The sequence below is a fragment of the Xanthomonas sp. AC360 genome (assembly GCF_979258225.1).
On sequence record NZ_OZ409846.1, the window covers coordinates 2,044,680 to 2,062,500 of the forward strand.

At 64.6% G+C, this 17,821-nt stretch carries 18 protein-coding genes and 1 other RNA gene; 7 read left to right on the top strand and 12 right to left on the bottom strand.

Annotated features, from left to right (window positions below; all coding sequences use genetic code 11):
- Complete coding sequence (locus tag ACZZ0O_RS08760; RefSeq protein ID WP_055853170.1) at nucleotides 1–378, bottom strand: helix-turn-helix domain-containing protein; 378 nt, start codon at nucleotides 376–378, stop codon at nucleotides 1–3.
- A 144-nt stretch (nucleotides 379–522) separates the two neighbouring features.
- Between ACZZ0O_RS08760 and ACZZ0O_RS08765 the strand changes: the two genes are divergently transcribed.
- Nucleotides 523–1,029 carry a hypothetical protein gene (locus ACZZ0O_RS08765; RefSeq protein ID WP_463590557.1) on the top strand — a complete coding sequence of 169 codons (507 nt, stop codon included), beginning with the start codon at nucleotides 523–525 and terminating at the stop codon, nucleotides 1,027–1,029.
- A gap of 12 nt (nucleotides 1,030–1,041) precedes the next feature.
- On the opposite strand, the gene prmA is transcribed toward ACZZ0O_RS08765, so the two are convergent.
- The gene (gene prmA, locus ACZZ0O_RS08770) at nucleotides 1,042–1,962 is read right to left on the bottom strand and encodes a 50S ribosomal protein L11 methyltransferase (RefSeq protein ID WP_115512716.1); all 921 of its coding nucleotides are present in this window, start codon (nucleotides 1,960–1,962) and stop codon (nucleotides 1,042–1,044) included.
- Between the two features lie 538 nt (nucleotides 1,963–2,500).
- On the opposite strand from prmA, the gene ACZZ0O_RS08775 reads away from it, so the two are divergent.
- Together ACZZ0O_RS08775 and ACZZ0O_RS08780 are read left to right on the top strand one after the other, a co-directional pair.
- Nucleotides 2,501–3,430, top strand: a complete 930-nt coding sequence (locus ACZZ0O_RS08775; protein ID WP_463590558.1) for a hypothetical protein — start codon at nucleotides 2,501–2,503, stop codon at nucleotides 3,428–3,430.
- Nucleotides 3,427–3,792 carry a hypothetical protein gene (locus tag ACZZ0O_RS08780; RefSeq protein ID WP_055853160.1) on the top strand — a complete coding sequence of 122 codons (366 nt, stop codon included), beginning with the start codon at nucleotides 3,427–3,429 and terminating at the stop codon, nucleotides 3,790–3,792. The genes ACZZ0O_RS08775 and ACZZ0O_RS08780 overlap by 4 nt, the downstream gene beginning before the upstream one ends.
- A 315-nt stretch (nucleotides 3,793–4,107) precedes the next feature.
- On the opposite strand, the gene accC is transcribed toward ACZZ0O_RS08780, so the two are convergent.
- From accC to aroQ, 4 genes are all read right to left on the bottom strand, one after another.
- Entirely contained in the window at nucleotides 4,108–5,475 is a 1,368-nt protein-coding gene (gene accC / locus ACZZ0O_RS08785; protein ID WP_055853158.1) for an acetyl-CoA carboxylase biotin carboxylase subunit, read from the bottom strand.
- 42 nt (nucleotides 5,476–5,517) lie between these two features.
- A complete protein-coding gene (locus ACZZ0O_RS08790) occupies nucleotides 5,518–5,847 on the bottom strand; it encodes a four helix bundle protein (protein WP_236699304.1) in 330 nt (109 codons plus the stop codon).
- Between the two features lie 77 nt (nucleotides 5,848–5,924).
- A complete protein-coding gene (gene accB, locus ACZZ0O_RS08795; protein ID WP_323522846.1) occupies nucleotides 5,925–6,407 on the bottom strand; it encodes an acetyl-CoA carboxylase biotin carboxyl carrier protein in 483 nt (160 codons plus the stop codon).
- Nucleotides 6,408–6,505: 98 nt separating this feature from the next.
- Nucleotides 6,506–6,952 (bottom strand): type II 3-dehydroquinate dehydratase, encoded by a 447-nt coding sequence (aroQ, locus tag ACZZ0O_RS08800; RefSeq protein ID WP_055853151.1) that lies wholly within the window; start codon nucleotides 6,950–6,952, stop codon nucleotides 6,506–6,508.
- A 633-nt stretch (nucleotides 6,953–7,585) separates the two neighbouring features.
- Between aroQ and ACZZ0O_RS08805 the strand changes: the two genes are divergently transcribed.
- Nucleotides 7,586–8,530 (top strand): DUF4760 domain-containing protein, encoded by a 945-nt coding sequence (locus ACZZ0O_RS08805; protein ID WP_463590559.1) that lies wholly within the window; start codon nucleotides 7,586–7,588, stop codon nucleotides 8,528–8,530.
- A gap of 117 nt (nucleotides 8,531–8,647) precedes the next feature.
- On the opposite strand, the gene ACZZ0O_RS08810 is transcribed toward ACZZ0O_RS08805, so the two are convergent.
- The 3 genes from ACZZ0O_RS08810 to ACZZ0O_RS08820 all read right to left on the bottom strand — a co-directional run bounded on the left by ACZZ0O_RS08810 (nucleotide 8,648) and on the right by ACZZ0O_RS08820 (nucleotide 11,673).
- Nucleotides 8,648–9,750 (bottom strand): IS3 family transposase gene (locus ACZZ0O_RS08810; protein WP_463590560.1). Its coding sequence is split into 2 segments (ribosomal slippage): nucleotides 8,648–9,492 and nucleotides 9,492–9,750, totalling 1,104 coding nucleotides; the frame shifts between segments, so codons are not numbered across the junction.
- A gap of 304 nt (nucleotides 9,751–10,054) precedes the next feature.
- Complete coding sequence (locus ACZZ0O_RS08815) at nucleotides 10,055–10,654, bottom strand: GFA family protein (protein WP_463590561.1); 600 nt, start codon at nucleotides 10,652–10,654, stop codon at nucleotides 10,055–10,057.
- 206 nt (nucleotides 10,655–10,860) lie between these two features.
- Nucleotides 10,861–11,673: an oxidoreductase gene (locus tag ACZZ0O_RS08820; RefSeq protein WP_463590562.1), complete on the bottom strand. Its 813-nt coding sequence runs from the start codon at nucleotides 11,671–11,673 to the stop codon at nucleotides 10,861–10,863.
- Between the two features lie 216 nt (nucleotides 11,674–11,889).
- Here ACZZ0O_RS08820 and ACZZ0O_RS08825 point away from each other — a divergent pair, with 216 nt between their 5' ends.
- The gene (locus ACZZ0O_RS08825; RefSeq protein WP_463590563.1) at nucleotides 11,890–12,465 is read left to right on the top strand and encodes a TetR/AcrR family transcriptional regulator; all 576 of its coding nucleotides are present in this window, start codon (nucleotides 11,890–11,892) and stop codon (nucleotides 12,463–12,465) included.
- Between the two features lie 79 nt (nucleotides 12,466–12,544).
- Here ACZZ0O_RS08825 and ACZZ0O_RS08830 read toward each other — a convergent pair whose 3' ends face one another.
- Nucleotides 12,545–14,869: a protein-disulfide reductase DsbD family protein gene (locus ACZZ0O_RS08830; RefSeq protein WP_463590564.1), complete on the bottom strand. Its 2,325-nt coding sequence runs from the start codon at nucleotides 14,867–14,869 to the stop codon at nucleotides 12,545–12,547.
- 5 nt (nucleotides 14,870–14,874) lie between these two features.
- The gene (gene cutA / locus ACZZ0O_RS08835; protein ID WP_055853136.1) at nucleotides 14,875–15,207 is read right to left on the bottom strand and encodes a divalent-cation tolerance protein CutA; all 333 of its coding nucleotides are present in this window, start codon (nucleotides 15,205–15,207) and stop codon (nucleotides 14,875–14,877) included.
- A gap of 351 nt (nucleotides 15,208–15,558) precedes the next feature.
- Here cutA and ACZZ0O_RS08840 point away from each other — a divergent pair.
- A non-coding RNA gene (locus tag ACZZ0O_RS08840) (sX9 sRNA) lies at nucleotides 15,559–15,635 on the top strand.
- A gap of 147 nt (nucleotides 15,636–15,782) precedes the next feature.
- On the top strand, nucleotides 15,783–15,905 hold the full coding sequence (locus ACZZ0O_RS08845) for a hypothetical protein (protein WP_463590565.1): 123 nt from the start codon (nucleotides 15,783–15,785) through the stop codon (nucleotides 15,903–15,905).
- 79 nt (nucleotides 15,906–15,984) lie between these two features.
- Here ACZZ0O_RS08845 and ACZZ0O_RS08850 read toward each other — a convergent pair whose 3' ends face one another.
- Nucleotides 15,985–17,757: an endonuclease gene (locus ACZZ0O_RS08850; protein WP_463590566.1), complete on the bottom strand. Its 1,773-nt coding sequence runs from the start codon at nucleotides 17,755–17,757 to the stop codon at nucleotides 15,985–15,987.
- Between the last annotated feature and the right edge of the window lie 64 nt (nucleotides 17,758–17,821).

The following is a 17,821-nucleotide window of genomic DNA, read 5'->3' on the forward strand; positions in this document are numbered from 1 at the left end:
TCACCGCCTGCGCCGCGTCTTCCCCTCGGCCAGCAACAGATCCAGCAGCCCGCTGCGCTGCCGCGGCGCCAGGGTGTCGAAGCGGGCCAGCAGCACGCGTTGCTGGTCGTCTAGGCGGCGGTACTGGGCCGGTTCCTCGGCAATCGCCGAGACCGGCGGGCCGAACACGCGATCGCCGCGGCCGGTGGCCAGGTATTCGAACGCCATGCCGCTGCGCTTGGCCAGACCGATCAGGTTCTCCACCGACGGGGCGGTGCCTTCGGCCATTTCCCACTGCGCCACCGCGCTGCGGGTAACGCCCAGCTCGCCGGCCAGGGCTTCCTGGGTCAGCTTGGTGAAGCTGCGGGCTTCGCGTACTCGTTCGTACAGCTTGCTCACACGGCACCGGATGGGAGGCAGGCAGGGCCGGGAGATATAGCCCTAGCAGCACTTGGGGATAGTTCGTATGTCTTTCATATCGGCATATGTTTGCGATACTGTCGCGATGACATCGATGACGTGATCGCAGCGAACTCAAGGAGGATGTTCATGGTCGAGCCTGTCACTCCAACACCTGACCATCGCGATGGCCGGATACCGCCGCCAAGCGCGCCGTGGCCCGCCGATTCGCCGCTGGATCCGGCGGTCAAGCGTTTTCGCGGTGCGGCCTGCTACCAAGTCTGGCGACGCGCCCAGGACTGGGCCGCCATCGTCGAGGGCGTGCACTGGTCAGCGGCGCTGGCGCCACGGGTTTGGGCGTTGCGCTATCGGCACTGGCCGTTGCTGGGGATGGGGGCGACGCTCGCCGGTTTGGCCGCAGGCATGGCGCTGGCCGGTGCGCAGGTGTGGTCGGCGTGGTCGGCGGGCGTCTGGGTGGCGCTGTTGCTGGCCGAGGTGGTGCTGCGTGTGTATGCGGCCCGGCATGCCGAGCGCTGGCGTAGTGCGGCGTTGCAGCGTGCCGGCTGGCAGGTGGTGACCCGCCTGCGTGCGATCAGTGTGGCCGACGCGGTGACCACCGCGCAGATTCGCGCCGGCCGCCCGCGCCGGTGAGCCGGCCCAGGATCAGCTGCGGCGAACGCCGTCGATGCGCATCCAGTCTTCGTCGCGCTCGCAGCGCAGCTGATCGAACCACGGTGCATAGCGCTGCAGCAGGTCGTCTTCCTGGCCGTGCAGGATGCCCGACAGGGCAATGCGGCCACCCGGCGCCACGCGCGCGGCCAGGGTGTCGGCCAGCGCATCCAGCGCCGAGGCCAGGATGTTGGCGACCACTACCGGATAGGTCTGCACCGGCTCGTCCTGGGGCAAATACACCGCCAGCTGCGCGGCCACGGCGTTGCGTTCGGCATTGTCGGCCGTTGCCAGCAGCGCCTGCGGGTCGTTGTCCACCCCCACGGCGCTGCTGGCACCCAGTTTCAGCGCGGCGACCGCCAGAATCCCCGAGCCGCAGCCGAAGTCGAGCACGCTGCGCCCCTGCAACTCGCCGCTGCCGGCCAGGCTATCCAGCCAGCGCAGGCACAGCGCGGTGGTCTGATGCGTGCCCGACCCGAACGCCAGGCCCGGATCCAGCCGCACCACGGCGGCCTCCGCTGTGTCGGCCGCCTCGGGCAGGTCGTGATTCCACGGCACGATGAAGGTGCGCGCACCGAACTGCATCGGCTTGAACAGATCCATCCAGGCGCGTTCCCAGTCGCTGTCTTCGACCATGCGCAGCGCCACCTGGCTCCAGTCCAGCTCCGGGTCGAACGCTTCCAGCGCCGCAAGCACCTCCAGCGCGTCGCTCTCGCCATCGAACAGCGCGGTCAGCACCAGCGCATTCCAGAGCGGCATCTCGCCCACGCCGGGCTCCAGGATGGCGCGCTCGTTGCTGGTATCGGCATCGGCATCGAGCAGGGTCACCGCCAGCGCGCCGACTTCCTCCAGCGCGGTCTGGAAGCGGGGCTGGGTGGTATCGGAGCAGGGCAGGGTCAGTTCAAGAAACGGCATCGTGGCAGTCGGCAATCATCAAGGCGTGCATCGTAGACGATTCGTGCCGGCGGGCTGACACGGTGCCCCAGGCGGGGCGCACGGTTCGTTGGAGGATGGCGGCACCGGAATCGAGCAGCGATGCGCAAGATCGGCCGATCAACGCCAGCGACCGATCTGCATTGCTGTGGGCACCAGATGACAATGTGTGCCTGGAGGGTGCTGCACGCACGTCGCAACCACGCTGCGCTCGGCTCGCGATCCGGGCAGTGGTGTGTCGGCCGCGCAAGCGTCATGCATCGACAACGCAACAAGCCGGCGCCAAGCACCCAGTACGCCACATCGCGCGTCACCCATTCCGTCTGTCAGACCGATCCGACTAGCGCGCCGGCATCGCGATGTATCCAAAGGCGAGACGCGTACTAGACACGGCATCCGGCGTTGCCCATCGGTACCGCACGCGCTGGCAGCGCCCGCTTGGCGGCCGCTGCCGACACAGCCGAGTGCTAGACTCCGCGCCGTTGCTGCGGGCGTCTTCCGCAGCTGGGTTGCCGCTGTCATGCCGCTTGTCCGTGCCCGCCATCTCTGGCTGTTGCTCGCTCCCGTCGCGCTCGCGGCGGCAGCCTGGTGGCAGCTGCGCGCGCAACCGACGGCGCTCGCCACTGCAGTGCCCGCCGCCAGCGCCACTTCCGCGCGCGCTGCTGCTGCTGCAACGCCAGCGCGCCACACCTCTTCCGAACGCGGCAATGCGCTGCATCTGCCGTATCGCGATGCGGTAGATGCGCAGCCGGATCTGTATCGCTACGCGCAGCAGTTGCAGCAGAAGGTGCGCGCCGGCGATGCGCAGGCCGGCTGGCGCCTGAGCCGGGTCTACGATTACTGCGCGCCGTATGCAGACAGCCCGGCCGGCTACGCCGCCGACAGCGACTGGATCGCCGCGCACCAGACGCCTGGCGTGGCCGCGATGCACGCCGCGCGTGACCGTGTCGCGCAGCGCTGTGCCGGCTTCGCTCCCAGCGATGGGCTGAGCCCGCGCCTGGTTGCGCAACAACGGCTGCGCGCCGCGCGCGGCGGCAGCCTGGCCGCCGAAGCCGCGTTGCTGGCCCTGGGCGAACCGCTGCAGGCAACCCCCACTTACAAGCGCGCGCTGGTGCAGCGCGTGCTGGCCTCGCGCGACCCGGAGGCCTATCTGGCGTTGGCGCCTGCGATGGGCGCGCGTGCCAGCGGCGATGACAGTCTGGAAGGGTATGTGGCCGGCGATCAGTTCGCCGAACTCGCCTGGCAGGTGGCCGCATGCCGCCTGGGTCTGGACTGCAGTGCCGACAGCACGCTGGTCACCAGTTATTGCGCCAACGCGGGCATCTGCTCGCGCGATAGCGCACAGGATTTTGTGTCGTTCGTATTCGACGCCGCGGTGCCGCGGCAGGGAGCAGACAGGGTGGATGAGATGGTCGATACATTGGTGTCCGATCCGGGAGCACAGTCATGAATTACCGTCGGTTGGCGCATGGCGCCAAGTTCTGGTTCTGGGTGGCGTTATTCGTGGCGTATTCGGCCGCGGCGGTGGGCATCGTGATGATCGATACCGCCGATCACCGCTACCAGCCGCTGTCGATCAAATCGACCACGGTCGGCGCCGACGAGCAGCAGCGACAGCATGGCGCCAGCCAGGTGGCCGCGGTATATCGCGCCAGCAGCGCAATGCCGTTCTCCACCTTGTCGGCCGGCTCGATGTTTCAGGTGGTCTGGCCGGATGGCTCCACCGAAACCATGATGGTGGTCGACCCGGCATCGTCCAGCGGCATCGTGCCGGTACCGGGCAGCCAGCAGGCGCCTGCGCCGCGGCGTTGAACGATGCAGCGCATCGCGCCCCGATGCGAGCGTGATGCGCATCCGCGCGGACGACTGAAGGTCTGCGCAGCGAATCCGGTGGCACCCCGGATCCCGTAGGAGCGCACCCAGGCGGACGAGGTTTCACCGATAAAGAGCGGTCGCGCCCGGGTGCGCTCCTACGCATCGGTCGGCTGGCCGCATGGTTTTGCCGGTGAGCGGTGTCGTCGAGCTGCGTGCCTGGCCTGCGCGATGCACTGCCGGCGCGATGTACTGGGAACCAACGCAACAAGCCCGGTTTCCCGGGCTTGTTGCGTGGTGCAATGGCGCCTGCGATCAGGTCAGTGCAATCGACTTGTTCTTGCGCTCGGCCAGGCGTTTTTCCAGGTAGTGGATGTTCTGCCCACCGGCCTGGAAGCCCTTGTCGCGCATGATGCGCTGCTGCAACGGGATGTTGGTCTTGATGCCGTCCACCACCATCTCGCTCAACGCCACACGCATACGCGCGATTGCGGTCTCGCGGTCGGGTCCGTGCACGATCAACTTGCCGATCATCGAGTCGTAGTTCGGCGGCACCTTGTAGCCGGCATAGATGTGCGTATCCACGCGCACACCCGGGCCACCGGGCGGATGGAAGGCGGTGATCAGGCCCGGGTTGGGCATGAAGGTTTCCGGGTCTTCGGCATTGATGCGGCACTCGATCGCATGCCCGCGCAGCACGATGTCGCTCTGCTTGATGCTGAGCTTGTGGCCGGCGGCGATACGCAGCTGCTCGCAGACCAGATCGATGCCGGTAATGCGCTCGGTGACCGGATGCTCGACCTGGATACGGGTGTTCATTTCGATGAAGTAGAAACGCCCGCCCTCGAACAGGAATTCGAAGGTGCCCGCGCCGCGATAACCGATGCGGATACAGGCATCCACGCAGACCTTGCCGATTTCAGCGCGCAGTTCTTCGGTGATGCCCGGTGCCGGCGCTTCTTCCACCACTTTCTGATGGCGGCGCTGCATCGAACAATCGCGTTCGCCCAGATGGATCGCACCGCCCTGGCCATCGGCAAGCACCTGGATTTCCACGTGACGCGGATTTTCCAGGAACTTCTCCATGTAGACCTGATCGTTGCTGAAAGCGGCCTTGGCTTCGGACTTGGTGGTTTCGATCGCCGCCTTCAACGCCGCTTCCGAATGCACCACGCGCATGCCGCGTCCGCCGCCGCCACCGGCGGCCTTGATGATCACCGGGTAGCCGATCTCGCGCGCCACCTTGGTGTTGGCCACGATGTCATCGCCCAGCGGGCCGCCCGAGCCGGGCACGCACGGCACGCCGGCGGCCTTCATCGCACGGATCGCTTCCACCTTGTCGCCCATCAGGCGAATGGTGTCGGCCCTGGGGCCGATGAAGATGAAACCGGATTCTTCTACGCGCTCGGCAAAATCGGCGTTTTCCGACAGAAAGCCGTAGCCGGGATGGATGGCCTGCGCATCGGTCACCTCGGCCGCAGCGATCAACGCCGGGATATTGAGGTAACTGTCGCTGGAGGCGGCCGGGCCGATACACACCGACTCATCGGCCATGGCCACGTGCTTGAGGTTGCGGTCGACCGTGGAATGCACCGCGACCGTGCGGATGCCGAGCGTATGGCACGCGCGCAGGATGCGCAGCGCGATTTCGCCTCGGTTGGCAATGACGACTTTATCGAGCATGGGAATAGGGAGTCGGGAATGGGGAATGGGTAGATGCGGGCATCATGGTGCGGCTCCACGTCTGCGTAAGGCATTCATCAATGCGGTGAGCTTGGCGAAGACCTGGTCGACCTGCTGGCTGACGATGTCTTCGTCTTCGGTGTTGCTATAGCCCAGTCGTCCGGCGATCTGGACCTGTGTATCCAGTTCGGAGAGCGAGCCGCGCGCAATCGAGAGAAACCGCGCGTAATCGGGGGTGGAGCGTCTCGCCGCACCTTCGGCGATATTTGACGGAACGCTGACGGCCGCACGGCGCAATTGCGCTATCAGGCCGTAGCGTTCCTGCTCGGGAAAGAACTCGGTGAACCGATAGATCATTTCGACAAGCTCCATGGAATCGCGCCACGCCTCAAGACGTTCATGAGGCCGCTTTGCCGATTCCCGATTCTCCACTCCCGATTCCCGGCCGCTCAGCCAATCACAAACAACGGCTGATCGAATTCCACCGGCTGACCGGTTTCGCCGAGGATGGCGACGATGGTGCCGGAGACGTCGGCTTCGATCGGGTTGAACATCTTCATCGCCTCGATGATCGCCAAGGTGTCGCCGGCCTTGACGGCCTGGCCCACGGTGACGAACACCGGCTTGTCGGGGGAGGGCGAGGTGTAGAACGTGCCGACCATCGGCGCGCGCAACACATGGCCTTCCGGCAACGCGGCAGCCTGCTTTGCCCCCCCGGTGGAGGCCTCGGTGGGCGACTGCATCGCCATGGAGGCGGCCTGCGGCGGGGCGACGGGTGCCGGTGCGTACTGCTGCATCGGCGCGCTCACCACCTGGGTGCCCTTGGGCACACGCGCCAGACGCACGCTTTCTTCGCCTTCCTTGATCTCGATTTCGGCGAGATTGGATTCTTCGAGCAGGTCGATCAGTTTCTTGATTTTGCGGAGATCCATAAGGGCCTCTTGAGGTGAATCGGTGGAGAGTGTCGGCGGGGTGCCGGCGGAATGGGGTCAGACCGTCGGCGTGGGCGCCGTGGTCGTTGCTGCAGGTGTCATGCGTCGCGCTCCAGGCGCGCGATCGCCGCTTCCAGCGCCAACCGGTAGCTGTCTGCGCCGAAGCCGCAGATCACGCCGTCGGCCTTGTCGCTGAGATAGCTGTGGTGGCGAAATGGCTCGCGCGCATGCGGATTGGACAGATGGATCTCCACGAACGGCAGGCCCACGCCCAGCAGCGCGTCGCGCAGCGCCACCGAGGTGTGGGTGAAGGCGGCCGGGTTGATCAGGATGTAGGCGGTGCCGTCCTCGCGGGCAGCGTGAATGCGCTCCACCAGCACATGCTCGGCGTTGGACTGCAGGCAGGCCAACGTGTGTCCGGCTGCCTGCGCGCGGTCCACCAGGGCTGCATCGATCTGCGCCAGCGTGGTGCGCCCGTAGACCTCCGGCTCGCGGGTACCGAGCAGGTTGAGGTTGGGGCCGTGCAGCAGCAGCAGGTGGGCCATGAGATCCAGCAGAGCGGAAAGGCCGGAAGTCTGCGCGATGTGGGCGATGCTGTCCAGATAGCAGAAGTTGCGACTGTTTTAAACGTTTGTTTGATTTCCATAAGAAGCATGCGAGCTGTTTCGAACTAAACGCCGTGCTAGTTGCCTGACCTCATGATGAAAGTTCGGTATGGTTTGCAGCGTTTTTCATTCATTGAGCTCAGCTCAAAGAGTAGATCCATCTCCACAAGATGGTTCATAATCATAAATTATGTTAAAAATCAATAATTTATGAAAGTTACTCTAACAGTGCGCGCCTCTGGGCTTTGCCTGGAAATTGGCGTCGCTGGGCACTTGCATAACCTTTTTGGGCGTGAGACATTCGATCCTAATGTTGCTCTTAAGAAATTTCGTGCATTGACGATAATCTAATTGAGAGCTATACTTTCCGGCTCGCCGTGAAGGCGATTGTGCGATGTCTCCCTCGGGTGCGTCGTTACGGTAGGTCAGAGCTGTTGTTGTTCCCTTCTAGATGGAGTGATCGTATGATCAATCAAAGCACTGGCGATATCTGAAAGCCGTATCTGTAAAAATTCCAGAAAAGGCCCCTCAATTGGGGCCTTTTCTATGTCTGATGTTCAAGGTGGGGGGAGCATGGCACTTGTTGATGATGGAAGTACGTCCGTATTTATGCATCTACGTACTGCAGAGGTGGCTGCATTAGGGACGGTCGCCGGAATTGGGCTGATTTGTGTGGGCCTAGACTGGTGTAATTACATACCCTATGAGCTATACAAGGGATGGCTCATAGCTATAGCTGGGGTAGTCGTACTTTATGCGATGGTGCCGGCCTTGGTGCGTTGCGGAATGGTTGGGGGAGCCAAGAGCGTCTGGTCCGTAGTTCGCGCATCACTCGCCCTTCTACTGTTCACACTGATCTCCTTCTATAGCTCCTATTACCTGATTTCCGGCAGCATCACTGCAGGTAGCGTTTCCTTGTCGGACAAATATCTGAACTTCCCGCCCGCCATTGCAGCCTTGTGGACCGCTGGTATGGGCTGGTACATCCATTTCCAAGCAACGTCTAAGAATCATCGCACCAATAATTCGTTCAACCTACTCATGCAGACGCGCACGAGTAGCGAGTTCCTGCGGCGTGCATTGGATGTCCAGCAGGTCTATCCGTTTGGCTGCAATATCCCTGAAGTGGACGAGGCGCACTTTTCTCCAGAGAACCTCAAGAACCTAGTCCAGCAGACCGCGAATTCTTTGGTAGTTGAGAATGTAGTGGCGGTGCCACCAACGACCCTTCTTGAAGCCAAAGTCCTGGCTATCGAGGGCATGAAGTACTTGCTCAACTACTACGAATTCATGGCTGTCGGGATTGAGGCGAATGATCTGGAAGAAAACATGCTTTTCAAGACCATTGGTGGCACCGTGTGTTCAATTCGAGACCGCGCTGATCTGTATGTCCAGCACATGCGAAAAAACGGTCAACCGCTCTGCTTTGCAGCTCTAGATCGTTTGGTGGCACGGTGGAAGCAGCGCTTAGAAGACGAAAAGCATGCTCAGGCGAAGGCTAGCTTGAAGCCTTCATGAGGGTCATAAGGCGTTCCTTCGCCGCAAGGTTGACGGTAGTTTGGAAAGCGATTTCTACTTCTGACCAGAAGTGAGCATGATGAGTCGACGTCCCCCCGCCCTGCGTAGCGGTCGGGTTTAGAGTCCAGGGTTGATGATATCGGTGTTTGCTAAATGTTGGGCATAAGCAGCCGGCGTCATGCCGCCGATTGCCTTCTTGGGTCGTTCCTCGTTGTATTCGCGTCGCCAGCGTTCGATCTCGGTGCGCGCATGCAGCAGTGTTGGGAACCAGTGTTCGTTGAGGCATTCGTCGCGTAGCCGGCTGTTGAAGGATTCGACGTAGGCGTTCTGGTTCGGTTTGCCTGGCTGGATGAGCCGCAACTGCACGCCACGGGCATGTGCCCAGACGACAATGGCCTTGCCGCAAAACTCCTTGCCGTTGTCGGTACGGATGACCTGAGGCAAACCACGACTGATGGCCAGCCGGTCCAGCACCCGCGTCACGCCATGGCCCGAGATTGCACGCTCCACCTCAATGGTCACTGCTTCGTGTGTCGCGTCATCCACGATCACCAGACACTTGATCACCCGGCCTTCGGCGGTGCGGTCGAAGACGAAGTCCATCGACCACACCTGGTTGGCCCGCGCCGGCCAAAGCAGCGGCTGGCGCTCACCCACCGGTACTTTTTTCCGCTTGCGGCGACGGACTTGTAGCTGCTGCTCGCGGTACAACCGCTCGACCCGCTTGTAGTTCACCAAGCGTCCTTCCTGTCGCAGTTTGAGATAGATCATTCCCACGCCATAACGGCGATGGCGATGCGCCAACGCACCGATGCGTTCGCGCAGTTCGACGTTGCGATCTTCGCGCGGGCGATAACGCAGTGCACTGGCGCTCATGCCGATCACTGCCAACGCATGACGCTCGCTAGCACCACGCTCGATCCACTCGCGCACCAGCGTACGACGTGCCGGTGCGCTCACCACTTTTTTCGCAGTGCATCCTTGATCAGGTCGTTCTCGAATAGCTGCTCGGCTAGCAACTTCTTCAGTCGCGTGTTCTCGGCCTCAAGGTCCTTGAGCCGCTTGGCATCGGGCACGCTCATCCCGCCGAACTTGCTGCGCCACAGGTAATAGGAGGCCTCGCTGAAGCCATGCCGCCGGCAAAGGTCCTTGATGGCCACGCCCGCTTCAGCCTCGCGCAGGAAGCCAATGATCTGCTCTTCGGAAAAACGCTTCTTCACGTCCAATCTCCTCGGGATAGGAAATTGGACTCCAAACTGAGGCGCTACTCAAAATTGGGGGGACGTCGCTTCCGTGCTGCTATTTAACAGGATCGGCGTGGATGCTCCGTTGACCTTCGGCTGCATCCAGGTGCGTTGCCACTGGTCGATGATCGAACGCCGTTGCACCGGTCCTTGCAGCTGACGGATCAGGCAGCCGTTCAAGCCGACGCGATGGGGCCCATGTCCGGCCGAGATGTGTGCTTTCCACCCCTGGCACCCGCATCGGCTGACCGGTCGTAGCCCGGTGTATCGCAGGCGTGCGTCACAGGCCCATGATCGCTCTGGAAATCGCCAACTGGCTCGGCCAGTAGTGCGAATGCTTTGGAAGGCCATCGGCCACGTCGCGCACGCGTCGGTTGTAGAACGCGTGCAATCGCACTGCCGGCAGCAGCGGTGTTTGGGCGAAGTTCTTCGACGGAATGAAGACTAGTTTCAACGGACCTGCGCCCATGGTTTCCATCGCTGCTTTGCCGCAGTTCGGGCAGCGATTGCGGGTGAGGTTGGGCGGAAGCCGGTACTTCTTGCCGACGAGTTCTGAGCTCGCTTTCAGCGTGATCTGATGAGCCCACATCACCGACACGTCGGAGAACGCCTCGCCGGTGAAATCCTGACAGAACAAGCAGTGGCAAATGAAGCGTGCATGCGGCGCCTTGCTGGTTTCGAACGAGAAGTTGCCGCATTCGCAGCGGCCGTGCAGATGCGGGTGGGTGTGTCGGCTCATGTGCGTTCTATCCGAATGAAGTGGAAGACAACAGGGATGTGATTGCAGGGGCGCAGGGTGGATGTAGCGGCCGCCCTGTCCTGGATAGAAGGGCAGCACGTGCGCTGCATTCGCGCGCAGATGCCGTTGGCGCGACAGCATGCCGACTGCCTTGCGGGCGGCAGTGGATCAGCCGCCCCCGGCGCCGGCAATCGGCTCTGGCACCTCGCGGAAATTCAGTACATCGGCATTGCCGGTGCGATCGATCTATATCGCTTTCATCGAGGGCCACTCAGCAGGTCGGTGCATGACGCGGGTGTCCAGCTGCGGGCACCCGCGCGTGTCGGTTTTGCGCTTTGGTTTTGCGCTTAGGCAGGAAACTCGTTGAACTTGCGCAGCGTGCTGTCGACCATCCGCTCGGGCATGAAGCGGCGCAGCGTACTTACCTGCGTGGATTGCTTGCCGGCCGAGTAGCGCAGTTTCGGTTTGGTCGCCGTGGCGGCCTTGACCACGGTGTCGGCCACGACTTGCGGCAGATCGCCCGATTCCACCCACTTGCGCATCAACGTTTCGCTGCGCGCGCGCTCGGTGGCATACACCGGCAGCGGCTGGTCGGCGCGGGTCAGGTTTTCTTCGAACGCGGTGCGGGTCACGCCAGGCTCCACGAGCAGGGCGCGGATACCCAAGGCGCGCACTTCGTGATCGAGCGATTCGGTATAGCCCTCGATGGCGTGCTTGGTCGACGCGTAGTAGGCGTTGAACGGCGAGGGGATCAGGCCAAGGATGGAGCTCATATTGATGATGCGGCCGCTGCGCTGCGCACGCATGATCGGCAGCACCGCATTGACCACACGGGCAACGCCGAACACGTTGACGTCGAACAGGCGCTGGGCCTGGGCAATGGATGAATCTTCTGCGGCACCGATCAGGCCGATGCCGGCATTGTTGACCACCAGGTCGATGCGGCCGGCTTGTTTGACGATCTCCTCGATCAGCGTCTGCACCGAGGTTTCGTCGGTGACGTCGCAGACCAACATGGTCACGCCCGGCGTGCTGGTTGCCGGCTTGCGGCTGGTTCCGAAGACGCGGTAACCCGCAGTGACCAGTGCCTTGGCGGTGACTTGGCCGATGCCGGAGGAGGCGCCCGTGACCAGGGCAACTGCATTTTTTGTGTTGTTCATTTGTCGAGTCTCGGATGAGGTGTGGTGGTTCCGGAGCGGCGACGCCAGTCCGGTGAGTGATGTAGGTAAGCGGGTCGCCGCAGGTGATCGGATGAGTCGAAGCACCTCAGTTGGCCTAATGATGTCGGTAGTAATCTAAGTTGTCAATAGTTTGATTACGATCAACATCAATGAAATACTGGCCGCCCTTGTCGTCCACAGCAGAGACATCCACTCATGAAAGTCACCAAGGCCCAGGCGCAGGAAAATCGCGCCCATATCGTCCAGACCGCCGCCGCGCTGTTCCGGGAGCGGGGCTACGACGGGGTGGGGATTGCCGAACTGATGTCTGCCGCCGGTTTCACCCAGGGCGGGTTCTACAAACACTTCCGTTCCAAGGCCGACCTCATGGCCGAGACGGCGGCCAGCGGCATCGCGCAGCGCCTGGCCAACGACAAACATGCGGATCTGGCGGCGTTCGTCGACTCCTACCTGTCCCGCGACCACCGCGACGATCGCGGCGCGGGTTGCACGATGGCGGCACTAAGCGGTGACGCTGCGCGCCAGGGCGAGGACATCCGGGCGACGTTTGCGCAGGGCATCGAGAACAGCTTGGCGAACTTCGTCGACAGCGAGGCGGGCCCGCAGCGTGCGGGCCAGGCGCGGGAAACGATGCTCGACACGTATGCGCGCGTGGTTGGCGCAGTGATGTTGTCGCGCGCGTGTCCGGACGACTCGGCGCTGGCCGAGGAGATCCTGCAGGTCAGCCGCGCGCGCATCCTGGCCGCTCTCGGCACGCAGCAGGACGGGTGAGCATGGAATCGGCCGACGTGGGCAATGCGCCGCTCACGCGGGGCGCATCAAGCGCCTTTTCCGGCGCAGCAGGCTGTTTTCAGCGCGCCGCGCGCAGCAACGCATCCTCGGTGATCGCATTGGTCAGCACCGTGGGCAGGATGGCCGGCGGGGCGCCGGGTCCGTACACCACGTACAGCGGCACGCCGACTGCCTGGTGCTGGTCGAGGAAGGTGCTGATGGCCGGGTCGACATTGGTCCAGTCGCCTTTCATGTAGACCGCATCCACGCGGCGCAGCGCATCGCGGAACTCGGCGCTGCTGAGCACGTTCTTTTCGTTGGCCTTGCAGGTCACGCACCAGTCCGCGGTCATGTTGACGAACACCACCCGGTTGTCGGCGCGCAGACGGTCCAGCAGCTGCGGCGAGAACGCGACCGCGCCTTCGCTGGCAGCGGTGGCGGCCGGCAAACGCAGGCGGGTGACGCCCACCACCGGCACGATGGCCAGCACCAGCATCGCCACCGCCAGGCGCATGCCCGTGCGGTTGCTGTTCCAGCGGCTACGCTCGAAACACCACAGACCCAGCGCCAGCAGGGTGGCGCCGACCAGCATCAGGGCCAGCGCATCCACGCCGCGCTGTTTGCCCAGCACCCACAGCAGCCAGATCGCGGTGAGATACATCGGGAACGCCAGCACCTGCTTGAGCGTTTCCATCCACGCACCGGGCGTGGGCAGGCGCCGCGCCAGCGACGGGATGAAGCCGATCAACAGGAACGGCAGCGCCAGGCCCAGGCCCAGCGCCAGAAACACCAGCATCGCCAGCAGCGCAGGCGCGGTGAAGGCATAGGCCAGGGCGGTGCCCATGAACGGGGCGATGCAGGGGCTGGCGACCACACAGGCCAGCACACCGGTGAAGAAATCGCCCAACGGGCCATTGCGCGCGGCCAGCGATTGGCCGATGCCGCCCAGATTGCTGCCCAGCGTGAACACGCCCGACAGGCTCAGGCCCACCGCAAACATCAGATACGCCAGCGCCGCCACGAACCACGGCTGCTGCAGCTGGAAGCCCCAGCCGGCCGCCTGGCCGGCCGCACGCAGGGCGATCACCAGCCCACCGATGGCGGCGAAGGACACCAGCACGCCCAGCGAATACCAGATGGCATGGCTGCGCGCGTGGCTGCGGCTCTCGCCGCTGTGGGCCAGGCCCAGCACCTTCAGCGACAGGATCGGCAGCACGCACGGCATCAGGTTCAGCACCAGCCCGCCGAGCAGCGCCAGCGCCAGCATTGCCAGCAGGCCCTTGTCGGTGTGCGGCGGCTGGGTGCGCTGCGGGTTGTCGGCCGCCGCTGTCGGCGCGAGCTGCGTCTTGCTGCCCGATGCCGTTGCCGGGGCGGGCCCGGGCGGCGTTTGCCCGGCGGCCAGCGGCGAGATCATCAGCGGAGCGGCTTGCGCCTGGTTCTGCGGCGACACCGTGCCGGCGGGCAGGTCCAGCGTCACGCGGCGGGTCATCGGCGGATAGCAAATGCCATCGGTCTGGCAGCCCTGGAAGGTCGCGACCAGGGTCACGCGTGCCGGGTCGGCACGCTCGCGCAGCAGCGGCAAGGTGACTTCGGCCTGGTCGAAATACACCACCACATCGCCGAAGTGTTCATCGCGGTGGGTCTTGCCCTGTGGCCAGCGCGGCAGCCCGGTGCGCACGCCACTGCTGCCTTCCACCGCCAGCGAGGTGCGGTCGCGGTAGAGGTAATAGCCCGGCGCCGGGGTGAAGCGCAGCAGCAGGCTGTTGCCGTCGCCGACGATGGCTTCGAAGGTGAAGGCTTGCTCGGCCGGCAGCGGCAGTGCATCTACGCCGGCAGTCTGGCCGGGCGCCCCGAACAGGCGCGGACCTGGCGCAGCGCGCGGCACCAGCGCCCCCAGATTCTCGCGTTGCGGCGTGGAAGCGGCTGCACCAGCCGCTTGCGCGTCGGGCAGGGTCACGCGGATCTCGCGCCGTTGCGGCGGGTAACACACCCCGGCATCGGCGCAGCCCTGGTATTGCACCTGCAGGACCGCGGTTTTCAGTGCCGGATCGGCCTTGCCGGCCAGAGTGGCCTGCAGTTGCTTGCGGTAGGTCTGCACCTGGCCGAAGAACTCGTCGTGCTTGCTCTCGCCTTCCGGCAGGGTCAAGTCGCCCGCAGAAAAGCCTTGCCCGGATTTGACGCTGATGCGGTGCCGGTACAAGTAATAGCCCGGCGCGATTTTCCAGGTCAGGCCGATGCTGTCGCGGCTGTCGGCCTGGGCGCTGAGCACGAAAGCCTGGTTGACCGGCAGCAGGTCGGCCTCGCTGACCGCCTGCGCGGCAGGTGCCACCAGTGCGAGCGAGGCGGCGATGACAGGAGCGGACAGCAGTGCGCAGCGGGCGATCCAGCGGGACAAAGACTTCATGGACGTCAAATTTCCTTGCGGGTGTCGGCCCGGACCCAATCGAGATACGCCGGCAGCCCGGCGCTGGCTTGGACAGCGACCGCCTCCGGCAGTTCATACGGATGCAGTGCCTGCAGCCGCGCGATGGCGTCTGGCAGGCGGTCTTCCCAGGTCTTGATCAGCAGCTGCACTTCGGTGCTGCGCGCGATCGCCCCGTTCCAGCGGTACAGCGATTGTGCGCCGGGCAGCTGGGTGACGCAGGCGGCCAGCCGTTCGTCGAGCAAGGCATGCGCGATGCGGTCGGCGCTGTCGGCGTCCGGGCAGGTACTGAACAACAGATGGAGGGAAGAGGCGTTCATTCGGCTCGGCAGTGTAATCCCCTGCCTGCGGGGGATCGACCGCACATTCCGGAACAAGGCGTCAACTTCGCTGGATTGCCGCTGCAGACGGGCGATGCGTTAGCGCCGCCGTGGTCGTTGGGTAGCCAAAGCGGCGCGCTGGGCTGCTTTGAGGGCATCGGCATGCACGCCGACGAACGCAGTACGCCGGGTGACTCGCCAGCGTCGAATGCAGCGCTGTGCGATGCGTGCCTGGACCGCGCGCGGCGCCAACACCAGATTTGCGCAGAGGCAACGAGGCGACGAACAGCTGACAAACCGACTGTGTTCACCCCAAAGCGGACGCGGCCAATGCTCGGTGCTGAGTGCGGTATGGACCACGCGTGCACTCCGGTTTTGAGCGCGCCGCCCACGCCTGTCTGACCACTGCTCGCTACGTGGTGTTAGCCGCGCTAATTCGCGATCAGCTAGAGAATCCCGCTCCGACAGCAGAGATGGGTTGGAGCGACCAACGTCCCAGGTCCGGCAGGGCGATGCGCCGGGTCTGCGAGTTGCATGACCGACTGGCTAACGCCGGTATTCGCGGCGCCTGCGCCATGGGCCGCCGTGCAATGCAGGGCGGCAAGGGACGTGCGATTGGCGAGATGCTGCCGGTCGACGATCGCGGGCACTGGCACTGGCACTGGCGCTGGCGCTGGCGCACGGCGCACGGCGCATAGCGCGCCGTCGCTGTCGGTCTCCGCTGAAAAGCGCTCCAGCCACACCGGCCCGACGCAGCACGCGCCGGGCCGGTGGGTCTCAGTTGGCCAGCTGGCAGCTGGCCGGCTTGGCCGAATTGAACAGGCCGGCGGTGGCCCATTCGGGGTGATCGACAAACGGGTTGCGGTTGCCCTGGAAGCTGAAGACCACCTGGTTGCGCGCACGCTCGGCATCGTCCGGCGGGTCGGCCTGGTGCCAGGCCAGCAGCGTCGACAACAGGCCCATGTACGCGGGCGAGGACGAGGTCTGCACGATCCGGCTGCGGTCGTCGGTGAGCTCCAGATCCGGTTCGGACTGGCCGGTGGACGCGTCGGTGCCACCTTCGTAGCGGATCGCCATGTACATCACTGCGCGCGCCATGTCGCCCTTGCGCCGTCCCCACACCTCGAAGGTGCCGCCGTTGCCATCGGACGTGCGTACCCAGTTGGAATTGCCCGGATAGCGCCCGCTGCCGCCGCCACTGCCGTCGTTGACCTCGGTCACCCGCTCGCCGCAGCTGCTGGTGCAGGTGGCGTAGGGCTTGTTGCCACGGTCGGCGTTGAAGGTGGTGTCGGTCAGATACAGCATGTGGGTGTCGGTGTAGGGCGCGTACGGCAGGCCGCGGTCGCCGGTGGCACTGCCGAAGCCCAGCGAGTTGGGCCAGGTGTGCTCGCGGTTATAGGTCAGGCCGCTGCCGGTGCCGGCCCGGTCGCTGACTTTGGCGTAGCTGCGGTTACGGTAGGCGTCCAGGATGCGGCCGCTGTTGTTGGGGTCCTCGTCTGCCATCTCCAGGATGGTCCAGGTGCTGGTGCCGGTCCCGCTGTAGGGATAGACCGTGTGGCCGCGAATGGTGGCATTGAGCGAGCAGCGCAACTGGCTGGGGCTGGTGGTGTTGACCCGCGAGTAGTAGCCGGTGCCGCCGCCTCCGGCGGTCGCCACCGTGAAGGCGATCGACTGATTGGCCGCCGGGCTCAAGCCGCTGGCATCGCGGATGGCGCTGGCGGTGATCGCCAGGGCGCAGCGTTCGCCGCCGACCAAGGCGGTGTTGGTGGACAGGGTGAAGCGGGTGCCGCTGGTCGGGTAGCTCAGTGCCACCGTCCCGGAGCTGGCGCAACTCAGCGCAAAGGCGCCGCTGCTCAGCGTCACCGTCTCGCTGAAGCCCACTGCCAGATCGCCGGCCGCCGGGAAGCCGCTCGCGCCCTGGGTCGGCGTGGTGCTGGTGATCGTCGGTGCGCCGGTGGTGCCACCGCCGCCGCTGCCGTTGAAGGTCTGGCCGCGGTTGCAGGCGCCGAAGGTCTGTGCCGCCGAGCCCGCCCAGCTGAAGTTGGCTGCCGCACTGCCGGTGCCGGTGAGCTGTAGCGAACTGCCGACCGCGCTGCTGTTGCTCTCGCTGACCGGCAGGTTCTGGCTGGTGACGCCGGCCGCCGGGCCGCCGCTACCGGTGATGGCGCCTTCGTAGCTGAGGAACTGCACCAGCTGGCCGCTCGGGTTCACCAGCGCCACGCCGTCGTTGGGCCCGTTCTGCACGCCGTTGCTGGCGTAGCTGACGGTGGCAATGCGCACCTGGCTACCGCAACTGACCAGGCTGCCCGCCGGCACCGCCGTGTTGGCGTAGCTCACCGCTGCGCTGGGGGCACTGCCGTTGTACAGATAGATCCGGTAGCCGTTCAGCGATTCGCCGGCGGTGGCCACCACTTCCACGCCTTCGCCGGTATCGCCGGAGGCGCCCGCGTCGTCGTAATGCAGTTCGTTGATGAACACCGCGGCGTGGGCGGTGGGGACGGCCAGGACAATGGCGCAGGCCAGTGGAAGACTACGGAACGGCAACCTCATCGACAGCTCCTTGTGATCGGGGAATGCTGTCCCGACTGTAGAGCCTGTGCATGACAAACGGTGG

What these genes read in the sequence shown, in the direction of transcription:
- ACZZ0O_RS08775 (WP_463590558.1), top strand. Translation starts at nt 2,501, where the DNA reads ATGCCGCTTGTCCGTGCCCGCCATCTCTGGCTGTTGCTCGCTCCCGTC.
- cutA (WP_055853136.1), bottom strand. Translation starts at nt 15,207, where the DNA reads ATGAACGCCTCTTCCCTCCATCTGTTGTTCAGTACCTGCCCGGACGCC.
- ACZZ0O_RS08830 (WP_463590564.1), bottom strand. Translation starts at nt 14,869, where the DNA reads ATGAAGTCTTTGTCCCGCTGGATCGCCCGCTGCGCACTGCTGTCCGCT.
- ACZZ0O_RS08805 (WP_463590559.1), top strand. Translation starts at nt 7,586, where the DNA reads ATGGCACTTGTTGATGATGGAAGTACGTCCGTATTTATGCATCTACGT.
- prmA (WP_115512716.1), bottom strand. Translation starts at nt 1,962, where the DNA reads ATGCCGTTTCTTGAACTGACCCTGCCCTGCTCCGATACCACCCAGCCC.
- ACZZ0O_RS08765 (WP_463590557.1), top strand. Translation starts at nt 523, where the DNA reads ATGTTCATGGTCGAGCCTGTCACTCCAACACCTGACCATCGCGATGGC.
- ACZZ0O_RS08815 (WP_463590561.1), bottom strand. Translation starts at nt 10,654, where the DNA reads ATGCTGTCGCGCCAACGGCATCTGCGCGCGAATGCAGCGCACGTGCTG.
- ACZZ0O_RS08825 (WP_463590563.1), top strand. Translation starts at nt 11,890, where the DNA reads ATGAAAGTCACCAAGGCCCAGGCGCAGGAAAATCGCGCCCATATCGTC.
- ACZZ0O_RS08820 (WP_463590562.1), bottom strand. Translation starts at nt 11,673, where the DNA reads ATGAACAACACAAAAAATGCAGTTGCCCTGGTCACGGGCGCCTCCTCC.
- ACZZ0O_RS08845 (WP_463590565.1), top strand. Translation starts at nt 15,783, where the DNA reads ATGGGCCGCCGTGCAATGCAGGGCGGCAAGGGACGTGCGATTGGCGAG.
- ACZZ0O_RS08780 (WP_055853160.1), top strand. Translation starts at nt 3,427, where the DNA reads ATGAATTACCGTCGGTTGGCGCATGGCGCCAAGTTCTGGTTCTGGGTG.
- ACZZ0O_RS08790 (WP_236699304.1), bottom strand. Translation starts at nt 5,847, where the DNA reads ATGGAGCTTGTCGAAATGATCTATCGGTTCACCGAGTTCTTTCCCGAG.
- accB (WP_323522846.1), bottom strand. Translation starts at nt 6,407, where the DNA reads ATGGATCTCCGCAAAATCAAGAAACTGATCGACCTGCTCGAAGAATCC.
- ACZZ0O_RS08850 (WP_463590566.1), bottom strand. Translation starts at nt 17,757, where the DNA reads ATGAGGTTGCCGTTCCGTAGTCTTCCACTGGCCTGCGCCATTGTCCTG.
- aroQ (WP_055853151.1), bottom strand. Translation starts at nt 6,952, where the DNA reads ATGGCCCACCTGCTGCTGCTGCACGGCCCCAACCTCAACCTGCTCGGT.
- accC (WP_055853158.1), bottom strand. Translation starts at nt 5,475, where the DNA reads ATGCTCGATAAAGTCGTCATTGCCAACCGAGGCGAAATCGCGCTGCGC.